The organism is Leptospira perdikensis (assembly GCF_004769575.1).
In the GTDB taxonomy this organism is placed as follows: Bacteria; Spirochaetota; Leptospiria; order Leptospirales; family Leptospiraceae; genus Leptospira_A; species Leptospira_A perdikensis.
Genome location: NZ_RQGA01000019.1, coordinates 144,231 through 156,694, shown reverse-complemented (window position 1 = coordinate 156,694; position 12,464 = coordinate 144,231). Strand labels below are relative to the sequence as shown.

The 12,464-nt window shown below is 37.0% G+C and carries 8 protein-coding genes; 2 read left to right on the top strand and 6 right to left on the bottom strand.

Translation table 11 applies throughout. The annotated features are described in order from the left end of the window. Positions 1 to 391: 391 nt before the first annotated feature. Positions 392 to 2,608 (top strand): ATP-binding protein, encoded by a 2,217-nt coding sequence (locus EHQ49_RS18460; protein WP_135581451.1) that lies wholly within the window; start codon positions 392 to 394, stop codon positions 2,606 to 2,608. On the opposite strand, the gene EHQ49_RS18455 is transcribed toward EHQ49_RS18460, so the two are convergent. The 3 genes from EHQ49_RS18455 to EHQ49_RS18445 form a co-directional block, all read right to left on the bottom strand. After that, on the bottom strand, positions 2,609 to 4,291 hold the full coding sequence (locus tag EHQ49_RS18455) for a sensor histidine kinase (RefSeq protein ID WP_135581449.1): 1,683 nt from the start codon (positions 4,289 to 4,291) through the stop codon (positions 2,609 to 2,611). Between the two features lie 135 nt (positions 4,292 to 4,426). Next, positions 4,427 to 5,185 (bottom strand): beta/alpha barrel domain-containing protein, encoded by a 759-nt coding sequence (locus EHQ49_RS18450; protein ID WP_135581447.1) that lies wholly within the window; start codon positions 5,183 to 5,185, stop codon positions 4,427 to 4,429. 8 nt (positions 5,186 to 5,193) lie between these two features. Further along, complete coding sequence (locus EHQ49_RS18445; protein ID WP_002971981.1) at positions 5,194 to 5,526, bottom strand: STAS domain-containing protein; 333 nt, start codon at positions 5,524 to 5,526, stop codon at positions 5,194 to 5,196. A 60-nt stretch (positions 5,527 to 5,586) separates the two neighbouring features. Between EHQ49_RS18445 and murD the strand changes: the two genes are divergently transcribed. Continuing rightward, on the top strand, positions 5,587 to 6,981 hold the full coding sequence (gene murD / locus EHQ49_RS18440) for a UDP-N-acetylmuramoyl-L-alanine--D-glutamate ligase (protein ID WP_135581445.1): 1,395 nt from the start codon (positions 5,587 to 5,589) through the stop codon (positions 6,979 to 6,981). 36 nt (positions 6,982 to 7,017) lie between these two features. On the opposite strand, the gene EHQ49_RS18435 is transcribed toward murD, so the two are convergent. From EHQ49_RS18435 to EHQ49_RS18425, 3 genes are read right to left on the bottom strand one after another with little or no spacing between them, the layout of a single operon-like run. After that, complete coding sequence (locus tag EHQ49_RS18435; protein WP_135581443.1) at positions 7,018 to 8,991, bottom strand: HD family phosphohydrolase; 1,974 nt, start codon at positions 8,989 to 8,991, stop codon at positions 7,018 to 7,020. Positions 8,992 to 9,047: 56 nt separating this feature from the next. Next, a complete protein-coding gene (locus tag EHQ49_RS18430; protein ID WP_135581441.1) occupies positions 9,048 to 10,043 on the bottom strand; it encodes a hypothetical protein in 996 nt (331 codons plus the stop codon). A gap of 2 nt (positions 10,044 to 10,045) precedes the next feature. After that, the gene (locus EHQ49_RS18425) at positions 10,046 to 12,385 is read right to left on the bottom strand and encodes a tetratricopeptide repeat protein (protein WP_208732250.1); all 2,340 of its coding nucleotides are present in this window, start codon (positions 12,383 to 12,385) and stop codon (positions 10,046 to 10,048) included. Between the last annotated feature and the right edge of the window lie 79 nt (positions 12,386 to 12,464).

The window sequence follows — 12,464 nt, the reverse complement described above, 5'->3', positions numbered from 1 at the left end:
ACTCAATCACCGTTTCACCATCATTGGGAATGTACACTCACAGTCAATCATCTTTTATAAAAATTACCTCGAAATGATTTCTTTTTTTCGCACTTCTCTAACGTAAAAATCAGGAAAGTTTTCTTTGTTTTCTAGATGAATCGAAAAAAGCCCTCCTTATAAAAGATAAAAACGAACTCTGTTTTTGACCAAATTTCGGCACCTCTTCAAAGCAGCCAAACATCCGTTTGGTTGTCGAAAAGTTTCGATTCATTCTTCAGCTAAACCTCAATTTAATTTTATGAACACTGTGTAACTTAAAAATAAACTTGACCCTTTTGGGAAATAGAGTTAGTTAATGGTCGATTCTATCCCTGATTAATTTCGTATATGAGTAGAAACGAAAGAAACAATGAAACCATTTTATACTTTATCTACTCTCTTTTTGATTTGGTTTTCCATTCATTCGTGTACGAATCTGAAAACAGAATCCCCAAAACTGAAACTAGGAGTTCTTAACCTATCCAATCATTCCTTTTCCCAAAAACCGGTAATTCCACTCGCTGGTGAATGGAAGTTCACACCAGGTAGATTGGACGTAACAGAAAACTCAGATACAATCCTTGTCACCATTCCCGATACACCGCATTGGAACTCTTATAACTCAAACAACGATGACTCATTTATGGGATTTGGAATTGGAAGTTATTTTTTTACAATCATTCCTCCTAAAGAACCAACAACCTTAAGTCTAGATTTTAATGTCATATTTTCTGATTGTGAAATATATCAGAATGGAATTTTGATGGGGTCCATTGGAAACATTCACGGAAAAGAGGATGGTTTTGATCGCAGACCTATGCAAACCGTTCTTTTACCAACGAAGAACGAACCAATTCATATCTCTATTTTACTTCGAAATCGTTTTTATCAAGCAGGGGGAATTCGTTTCCTTCCACTACTCGGTACAAGTGAATACCTTGCAACGGTAAGGGACAAAGAAATATTCGAACAATCTTTGATCGTTGGCGGATTATTTTTTTTGGGCCTCTATCAATTAGGAGTTTTTTTCACTCGTGGTAGAATCATCGGATCTTTGTTTCTCTTTTTATTTTGTCAGATTATGGCTTTTCAAATCCTTGCAACAGGGACCAGATCGTTATTTCTTATCTTAGGAGAAAATTCCAGCGAACTCGTCTTTCGCATCAACTTCTTTAGCCAATATGCGGGAGCGATTGCAGGCCTATATTATTTTTATAGTCTCACTAAAGAATATTTATCAAGTTATTTCATTCATACAATGGCTGGTATCATTCTGATACCGGTCGCCAATACAGTATTCGGTCCAATTTATCTAATCAGTTATCTCCATCTCTATGTACTAACAGCTCTCACCTTTCTATTAGCGATTGCCATCTACCTAATCATTCGTTATATTAAAGATAAAAGATATGGATATATTTATTTGGGATTATCTTCGATTCTACTGATTGGTTGTGCCGGCAACGATATCATCTTATCCTTACTAAATAAAACAGAGCCAATGGTATTATCCTACGGGCTTTTGTTATTTGTATTTTTCCAATCTCTCTTTTTATCGAAACATATATCTAATGAAATATTAACTGCCGAACTCGATTTAAAAGCTGCTAAATACCAATTGGTTCAATCAGAAAAGATGTCCTCTCTTGGAGTGATGATTGCTAGTGTCGCACATGAAATCAATTCTCCACTAAGCGCAGTCATCGCTTCGAGTACGGCCATTGCGGAAAGAATGACTGAACATTTCCGACTCCTACCAGAAACTAAACCCATCCCAAAGGAAACTTTCCCCATTTTCTTATCGTTAGTTGAACTTGCCTTAACACAAAACGAACTCATTCCCACCAAAGAAATGAGACAAAACAAACGCGATCTAACTAATTATTTAGAAAGTTTGGGATTAACCGATGTGGAAACGAAAGCCGATTTGTTTGTATCGTTGGGAATTCGGGAGATCCCAGAGGATTGGGTCCCTGTCCTCACAAACAATGAAGGAACTTCTTTTTTTGTAATCGCGGAAAGAGTAGTTTCAATCCTACAAGGGACAAAAACTATTCGAATCGCAGCAAACCGTGCTATTAAAATTGCAGAGTCTCTAAAGAAATTTACACATTTTGACCCCAAGGGAGAAAAACAAACCATCATACTTTCCGATTCATTGGATATGGTTCTCACCATTTTTGAAAGTTCAATGAAACGAGGAATTGAACTCATCACTGAGTTTGAGGAAATTCCACCAATCGAATGTTATCCGGATGAGCTAAACCAAGTTTGGACGAATATGATTCAAAATGCAATCCAATCCATGAACGGTAAAGGAAACCTAAAAATCAAAATTGGGGAAAAAGAAAACGAAGGAAAATTCTATGTTTTCGTTTCCATAGAAGACTCCGGTCCTGGTATCCCGAAAGATGTAGAATCAAAAATTTTTGATCCCTTTTTTACAACAAAACCAATTGGGGAAGGTACGGGACTTGGACTTTACATCACCAAACAAGTCATAGAAAAACATAAAGGCATCATAGATTTGGAAACCAAACCAGGAAAAACAGTTTTTACAATTCTCCTTCCACAAAAAACCGATTAACTAACGTTTGTCTGGCAAACGAAAACTTACGGTAGTTCCTTTTCCTTTTTCACTTGTGGCCCAGATTTCACCACCATGTAATTTAATAAATTCACTACATAAAATCAAACCAAGGCCAGTTCCTTTTTCGCCTTCCAAACCGATACTCGTTACTTGCGCATCTACTCGAAATAATTTTTCCAAATCAGAACTTCCCATTCCAATTCCATTGTCATGACATTCAACGCGGACTCCATCTTCATCTTGTTTGGCGACAACTTTAATTTCGCCATTTTCATTAGTAAATTTAATTGAATTAGTAATTAGATTCCGAAGTACAGCTTGAATCATTTCAGAATCAGCATATACATAGGCCAACTCCGGTGGGATTTCGGTAGTGATACGGATGGATTTCTTTTTGATAGTAGATTCAATTTGTTCGGTGATCTTTGCGATCAGATTGATTAGGTTCACCTGTTTTGGGCGGAAAGGCATATTTCCCGTTTGGGTCCTTGCCCAATCCAAAAGTTGTTCCAAAAGTCCATACAACATAGATGCTGAGTTTTGGATTTCAAATATGGTATCTTTTTTTTCCAGGTCAGTATGTGAATCAAAATCCTCATACATGATCTCCGCCAGTTGTTTAAAAGCCCCAAGTGGGTTTCTTAAGTCGTGAGCAATGATAGAAAAAAATATATCCTTTGTGTGATTGGACTCACTGAGTAATTTTTCTGAAGTGTGTAAAGCTTCAATGGCTTTGTTCTTTTCGAAAACTTGTTTTCTAAGTAGTTTTGTTCGATCAAAAACTTTTTTTTCCAATTCAAATCGATAAGCGATTAGGCGCTGGTATTGTAAGGTGATGAACTCGGATAAAATGGAAAAAGGTATAAGAAAAGAAATCAAATAAATATACGAATCAAATACACCAGGATAAACAAATGGACCTACTCCCATTCTTGTCATGAGTATACTTGACAAATACAATAGAAATACTCCTAACGTAACACCTCGGATTTGAAATCGGTAACCCAAATAAATAAGAATCAAAAAAGATAAAAAGAAAAGGTATGGGAAATGATAAACAATAATTGCTTGTACAAATATAAAGGTAAAAGTCCAAAGAATGAGCCGAATCGACAGATCCTCAAATCGAAACTTTCTCCATGCCATAAAGAAAGGAACTGTGATAAAAATACCTATGGTATCTCCAAAGATAATCACAATCAATGTACGAACGATCTCAGGAAAATTTAGTTTATAAAAATACCCAAAGGAATATAAAATTCCACCAAGACAAAGAATAGAAATCAAACTAGATAGAAAACAAACGTAGGCTACAAAGTAAAAATTATCTTTTGCAGAACTAAGGCTTTTACGGATTTTTTGAACCCAAAAAGTATATGCCAATGCGGATTGAAGAGTATCCACCCCAGCCGTCAGGCAAATACTTAAATACAAATCGAAAGAACTCAGTCCATGTTGGCTGCTGATCAAACCATCTTTATTCGCAAGAAAACTTGCAAGCCAAACAACCGGTAAATAGCGATATCCAAAGAAGAGACAACCAATCAGTCCAATTCCGGAAGGAATCCAGAGGACAGCCAAATTAACTGGTTGGAAAGAAAAGAATTCCATGCCCAGTTTGGCAGTTCCTATATAGAGTAGGAATAAAACGAATCCCTTAAAGGATTGTTTCCAGTTCATGCGGATAGATTAGCGGAAGGACGATAGGAGAAAAGCGAAATTATTTTCGGAATTTCTGGACAATGAGAGAAACACCCAAAATCCAATCCAAAACAAAGTAGGAATTTACTTAGAATGTATCAAAAATCTCGAGGTCTAATTTCCGAACAGAAGGGACTGAAAGTCTTTCGCTATATTTTTACTTTTCATAAAATAAGTACCAACTAACATGGAATCAACGATTCCTTTGTATTTTTGCCAATCGGCATAACTTTCAATTCCAGATTCAGCAACACGAATGATCGAACTGTCTAGTTCCGAAGCAATGTCTTCTATTAGATTTTTATGAATTTCAAATGTATCTAAATCCCGGGTATTGATACCAATGGTAGTAGCTCCAGAATCAAGTGCTGTTTTTACTTCGTTTTTGTTGTGTGTTTCGACAAGAACAGAAAGGCCGAGTCCTTTCGCATGTTGGTGTAAGGAAGTGAGATCTTTCGGTGAAAGGATACGGACAATGAGTAAAATGGCAGAAGCACCAAAGGCATAGGCTTCATCAATTTGGAGTGGATCCAAAATGAAGTCCTTTCGAATCACGGGAATTTCAACAGCCTCTGCAACCGAGGTTAAATCCGAAAGGGATCCAAAAAAATACTGAGAGTCCGTGAGGACAGAGATTGCAGCGGCACCCGAGGACTCATAAATTGAGGCAATTTCGACTGGATGGTAGTCAGGGCGAAGGATTCCTGAACTTGGGCTTCCCTTTTTACATTCGGCAATGACTGAAATGGAATTGGTTTTGAGGTGAGATTCCCAAGGACGCACGGGAATCTTACGAGGAGGAAGGGACTTCCCCCTTCCCTGAAGGATTTCCTCGTGTTTGGTCTCTACTATCTTATGTAAGACTGGATTCAAGGACCCGCTTAGAACGCTTTTAACGCAGCATCTTCTGAATCATAGATATCAAAAAGTGATGTAAGTTCAATGACATCAAAGATACGTTTGACCGCAGGTTTGATATTGGAGATTTTTAACGAACCCTCTTTCGAATTGAGTTTGCGGAGAGTGGAAATACAAGCTCTGAATCCAGAGGAAGACATGTATTCAACATCTTTCATATTCAAAAGAACCTTTCTATGCCCTGCATTGTCGATGAGTTCCATAAGGCCCTCTTCCACTTCATTTGCCACAGAAACGTCCAATCGACCTTCCAGATAAACGACTAGTTTTCCGTCTTTCACTTCGTGTTTCAGCACCGATTTACCCAACCTGATATGATTTTACAAAATCATCGTATTTTAGCGGAGTGTCAATCAATGTTTTCTCAATCAATTCCATCGACTTCCGACCTAGACAAATTGCAAAAATTCCTCATTTTAGGTGGCGGATCCTCAGGGGACTCCTCGGCCAAACTATTAACCGCAAAAGGAAAAATATGCATACTGGCAGACAAGTTTCCAGAGAAAGCGAACTCCCAATTCTATACGGAAGTTTTGTCAGACAATCACCCACAGAAAGCATTAGAAGGAATCGACTGCATTATCAAAAGTCCAGGTATCCTTCCTGATCATCCCATCTTGGATGCTGCCAAACGAAAAGAGATACCAACCTTAAGTGAAATCACTTTGGCACGAGTTTTTTACAAAGGCCCAATTATTGGGATTACAGGAACAGATGGTAAATCAACCACCACAGCTCTCACTTATCACATTCTAAAATCCAAATTTCCGAATTCAAAAATGGGCGGAAACATTGGTGTCCCCTTTACTTCCTTTTGTTTGGAAACTTTGGACTTAGTAGTTTTAGAACTTTCCAGTTACCAACTAGACGATTCACCTAACTTAGAAATAACGGCATCGGCAATTTTGAATTTGGCTTCAGACCATTTAGAAAGACATAAAACTATGGAGTCTTACGCTGAAGCAAAGTGGAAAATCCAAAACTTAAAAAATCCAAAACACAAATCCTTCGTAAACCCAAACTTTTTTCAATTTCTAATAGTAGAGCCCGACAATCATACAAACTTACAACTCATTGGTGAAAATCAAAACTACTCTGTTAGTTTAGAACCAAATCAGATCCATACACCAAATCATGTCTACGATACTTCAAAGTTTCCCCTGAAAGGAAAACACAATCTAATGAATTTATGTTTTGCCATTGCCCTTGCGGAAACAATGGATATGGATTGGAAAGAAATACAAAACCAATTCGAATCCTTTCAAGGGCTCCCTCATAGATTCAATCGAATGGATAGTTCTGGATTCCAAAAAAAATACAAAGACATTCAGTTTATCAATGATTCCAAATCCACGAACCTACACTCAATGCTTTCTGGAATTTCTGGATTCAAAAAAGAGGATAGACTTTTTTTAATCCTCGGCGGAATCCCAAAAACAGAACCCGTTGATCCGTTTATCAAAAGATGGAAACAATTGGAAGTTCCGATTTGGGTTTATGGAAAGGCGGTGGATGTATGGAAATCGGAATTTGAAAAAACAGGACTTAATGCCAGTTACTTTCCTGATTTACCCTCTTTGGTCAAAGATCTAAAAACAAAAATAGATTCGTCAATGGAAACCGCTAACAACAAAGAAAAATCATCTCTTTCTGTGATCTTTTCCCCAGCTGGTGCCAGTTTTGATTTGTATAAGAACTTTGAAGAACGAGGAAATCATTTCGAAACCCTAGTGAAGGAAAATTTCACATAACTACCACGTTAAGTTACAAATAATTGGGTTCTGATTTTATCTTTTGTGTAGAATTCTTTCGTAAGCTTTACTTCCGATAAAGATATCCAAAAGATCCCCATCAATGTGTTGGTCTCTCACTTCCATTTTAAGAATGTCAAAAGCACGGTCGAGTGGCACTGCTTTTTTGTATGGCCTGTCTTGGTCTGTCAGTGCATCAAAGATATCTGCAATTGCCATCATCTTTGCCTGGACGGGAATCTCCACAGCAGAAAGTCCTCTCGGATAACCTGATCCATTTAATTTTTCGTGATGGCCGTGAGCGATGGCAGGAACCATTTTTAATTCCCGAGTCCATGGAATTTTGGATAAAAATTGAAACGTATGTTCCACATGAGATTCAATTTCCCTTCTTTCATCAAAGTCCAAAGAACCACGACGAATGGATAAAAAACTAAATTCTTTTGGCATAAGTAGATTCAACTGGCTACCGTCAGTTGTATGATAACTCATTTTAGAAATCTCTTCCAAAAAGTTAGAATTACCTTCTTCCAAAATAGAAGGTTCATTGGATTCAGAAATCACTCGCACCATTTCTTCTAATTTTTCTTTTTCTAAAGTATATTCGAGGTGAATTGATTTTTCAAATTCCAGATAACCGTTGTTACCATGTTTTTTTAGATATTCAATTTTCTTTTGTGAAAGTTTTGCTTCCACATCCTTCAAAATAAATTGGAAACGCCAACGGATTAAATCTAATTCATAATCTTCTAGTTTTTTGGCTTTAACAAGAACCTTTTCTCGAACCCCGACCTTACCAAAGTCATGAAGGAGAGAAGCATAACGAATTTCTTTTACTTGGGATTCGTTAAAATAAATATCCTTAAATCGGCCGGTTTGTATCGCACTTACAGATTCCGCAAGACCAACAGTATACTGTGCCACACGAAAGGAATGACCTGACGTTGTTGGATCTCTCGATTCAATGGCGGAAACACTGGCTGTAACAAAACCTTCGAACAAAGTTTCTATATCATGAACCAAATTATTGTTTTGGATGGCAACTGCCGCCTGTCCAGCCACTGCCATAACCAACTCTTCTGAATATTTATCATATTCCAAAATAGAGTTGGTTTTCATTTCCTCTAAAGTTAGTTTTGTTTGAAAATTTTTCTTTCGATTGATGAGCTGGATAACACCGACTACTTCATCATGGTGATCCTTCATAGGAACAACTAACATTGATTTTGAATAATAATTACTCATTTTATCAAAATCACTGTTAAATTTATATTCTTCACCGCCGGACAGTTCGTACACATTGGGAATATTTAACTGTTTCCCCGTAAAAGCAACGTAACCTGCGATACTTTTTTTGTTAATTGGTAATATAAATTCGTCTGAACTCAAATCGAGAGCAGAAATTTTGAATCTTAAATTTCTAGGATTTCCTCTTTCATCTTTTTCTACTAAATACAAAGATCCCGAATCTGAATTAGAAATTTCACGGGCAGAATTCAAAATATCACGAAGCAGTTTCGTGAAATCTTTTTCGTTTGCGAGGCTGATCCCAATTTTTGTCAGTTTGGAAATTTCGTTCGTAGAAACATTGATCCGTTTTTGTAGTTCGAATTTGTCCACTACCATCTGGAGACTCATAAAGGCATTGGCAAGTGCCTTTACTAAAAAGATAAGAGGAGCATCATCCGGAACATTGGTAAAAAATAGATCTTCTTCAATAGAAAGGGCAATATAACCAGTATAATCAATGGGGGCACGAACAATGAAGTTCGACATAATGGTGGGATGGTTCTTTAGGAATTGATGGATCTCTTTGTCTTTGGCTTCCAATTCATGCCTAGAGACATAGAACAATACTTTGGCGATATGGCCATTAGAGTCGGATTCAATCTGATCCAACTGGGAAAGGGTCAAAATCTTGGCTTTGATTTTTTTGGAATAATCGGCTATTTTGCCTTCAAAAAAAGGATCATCCGTAATGATGAATTTCGAATCCGAAGATTTGGTCACAGACTTACTATCGACATGAAAAAAACGACTGTCGATTGTTTTTTAGAAAATTGATCTTACTTTTGTTTGTTTAGAAGGATGATCCCAAAACAAAGACTGGCGGCCAAATAAAAACTCAAAAAATAAAGGACCTGGACTCCTAACAGTACATAGGGTGAATGCACCCACCCACCCGGTTCCAGAAGCAGGAAGGGAAGGAAAATTCCCAAAACGGAAGGGTAAAGAAAGGAAACCACACCCCGGATACCAGACTCTGACCAAGACAAAGTAGAGAGATAGGAATAAAGAAGCCTTCCAAAGATTCCAGAAAGGATACTTAAAGGGAGAACCACTACAATTTCTGTTCCAAGGCATGTGGAGAAGGCAATAGCTCCGATCCAAATTCCAATTTCGGACTCAAATCCAACCACTTCCCTTTTGAATTTGGAAACCAATTGAAATCCGACATGGGAAGAAAACCCATACATAAGGAGGGCTGCAACCTGTTTGTAAAAACTCCAATCCGCTTTCCAGGGAGAAAATACTAAAAATGCTACCGGCAGAAAATTGATATAAACAAAACGTGAAGTATCATCAGCTAACATTAAATTATCGGCATTTTTCTCAGTCCAGAACATCTCCCTTGTCCAAACGAAGGCACCAAGAGAAATGACCAGGGGTAAAATCAGAGTATTATCTTGGACAAGGATGGAAGTTTGAAAGAATTGGGTTCCAAACAAAACACCAATAAAAAAAGAATATAAAAAGATAGAAACAAAGATACGACGGATTGGTTTTAGTGTGAATATCCTTTCTTCTAAGGATGAATAGGAAAGGAAAAGTATTAGATTACTTTTCGTAATATAAGCAAAAATTGAATCTGAATTCCAAATATTGGAATGAAATCCCCATTTTGTTAAAGACTCCGTAATTATAAAACCAACCGCAGTGATGGCAGTCCATTGAAAAAGTAAATCTTTACGTTTCCACTCATCTGTTATCCGAGAAAGAGAATGAAATAAAAAGAAACTAGAAAGAATACAAAATAGAAATTCTGTTTCAACTACATTCATGGTTATATTTCCTCACTGACAGTAAAGGGAAGGATGGAATAAGGAGGTTCTCCATTCCGATCCAAACTTTGAAAGTTATGATGAAAACCTCTGATGGATTGATTTCCAATCAAAATGAATTTTTCGGTTCCTGCCGGTTTTAAGAGGATACTCCTGTTGAAAAAATACAGAACCGGATTTGGTTTTAACTCTTTCCCAATATTTTGAAAATGTGGAAGGATTTTTGTATAAGGTTCATAAATATCAATGGAGTTAGCGGCACGAATGATGATGGTTTTTCCTTTTAAATTCGGAACGGGTCTATTCCTTAAAATCCAATTGTTGGGATCGGAATATAAAGTTTGAAACTCACCTACTCCATCGGCAGAAAGAATTCGGATGTTAGGGAAAGAGTATAAACGGTCCTTTAGTTCCGGTTTTACTTTTTTTAGAAATAAGTCCACCTCACCAGGTAACTCCCATAATACGACTTCCATTCCTGAAAAGTGTTTGGCAACGGCAAGAGAAGTAACACCTGGATATTCTGGGTGATTGAGTGCAGGCCCAATATCAAAAAAGACAATTTGATTTCCTTTTTCAAATCTCTTTAAGTCACCAAACAAAGTTTTCCGAAGGATTGACATAGGTTTAGAAAGAAAGGCTTTTGTATTTAATAAATCATCCAAAAAGAGATTGGTATCTTCGAGCCTATTTTCATAGGTCCTGGCGCGAATCTCTTCATCTTGGCCATTAAACAAATAACGACCCGTATAAGAACGTATGGTTTTTTCTTCCATTTCTACAAAGGAATTTTGGATTTGGGCATCCCAGGTATATGGATAAATAGGTTTCCCGATTTCAAAACGATCCTTTGAAGGTAAGTCAACTATCTGACCATAAGGTGACAACCTTACATATTGTTTGTAGAGGATTTCCGTTTGTTCTGGGTTGTTTTTTAGTTTAGAAAGGACAGCTAAATTGAATAAAGCATAACGATGATATGGTTTTTCTTCGATACCATAAATTGATTTAGCACTGACGAGTGATTCCCAAACAGATTTTGCAATGCTCCATTTTCCTGATTTGTATAAGGATGCTGCATATAAATTATAAGAATACAAAGCGATATCATGATTGGGAAAACCTTCAGCCAAAATCGATTTTCGTTGGTCCTGCAACAAAGATAAAGCAGCATCGTAACGACCTAAATCATAATACACCTTGGCTAAGTTATATTCCAAATAAATTTGTTCTAATGGATCTTTTAGTTGGCCATGAATCGAAGACAATTCATAAGAAGCTAGTTCCGTTTGAGATAAATCATACAAAAGAAGTCCATAAAAATAAGAATTTTCAATGGCAGACGGGTCTTGGAGAAGGCCCAAAGTTTCATAAAGTTTTCGAGCCGATGTTAGATAATAAACTGCTTCTTCTTTTTTGCCGTCTAAAACCAAAACCTTCCCAAGTAAAGAAATACAATCAGCATAATCGCTATGGAATACAGACTTAGAAACTTCTCTCTCTTTTCTCGCTGCATTAGCAAACTCGACAACCTTACCAAATTCTTTTTTTGCAAAATAATACTCCGCAATGTATTTGGCGATAGAGAACTTTATGTATGACGAAAGATTCGGATTTCCACCTGCTGTTCGCCAAACTTCTTTTAAAGATTCTTCCGAACGTTTTTCTAAAATGGATTGGAACTTTAAAAACTGCAAATACTCAGAAGGGAATTCGAGAGACTTAAGAATGGATAGCCTTTCGTCAAGAGGTAAGTAAGGATTGTAATCACTCAAACGAACAAATTCTGATTCAGAAAGAAACTCATCCTGTGAGGGAATTTTCCATTCCGGAGATCTTTTTAGCAAACGATGCAAACGAATGGTTTCATCCAAAAGATGAGAAAGAGATTGGTAAACGGAAGATACTAACTTTCCTCTTTCTTCGTAGGGAACAAAGATGGACTTACCCATGAAGGTCGCCTTTTGTTCGATGGAATTGAGTTTAGGAATGAAAAAAATCCCATTCTCTCTCCACTCGAAACTTCCATAAAAAATAAATTGTGAGCGGTTCTTTTTGGCTGACGAGAGGGAAGTCTGTTTTCCTAAATACACAGCACCCGTTAATTGATTGAATTCAAAATCAATCAGATCGGAAAGCAAAAGAAGTGTTTTCGGATCTGATTCTTTTCCTTCGATTTCAAATTCACCTAAACTAATAAAGGCAACTGATTCAGATGATTCATAAGTCACCGGTAAGGTTTCTTTTTTGATCGCATTCCGAATTGAATAATATAACGGAGCATAGGCGACAAACGCCAAAAGGGAAAAGGTAAGGAGGGTATTTTTTTGAAAGCGAGACAAGTTTTGCAAATTCTAAATCGTTTGGTTTGACCCAGTTTGATTAGAATTTTGCAGAACTCAAGGAAAAAACGGGGTTTCC

Bases quoted from the DNA above. Each gene is read 5' to 3' on its own strand.
- murD (WP_135581445.1), top strand. From the start codon at position 5,587: ATGTTTTCTCAATCAATTCCATCGACTTCCGACCTAGACAAATTGCAA.
- EHQ49_RS18455 (WP_135581449.1), bottom strand. From the start codon at position 4,291: ATGAACTGGAAACAATCCTTTAAGGGATTCGTTTTATTCCTACTCTAT.
- EHQ49_RS18430 (WP_135581441.1), bottom strand. From the start codon at position 10,043: ATGAATGTAGTTGAAACAGAATTTCTATTTTGTATTCTTTCTAGTTTC.
- EHQ49_RS18460 (WP_135581451.1), top strand. From the start codon at position 392: ATGAAACCATTTTATACTTTATCTACTCTCTTTTTGATTTGGTTTTCC.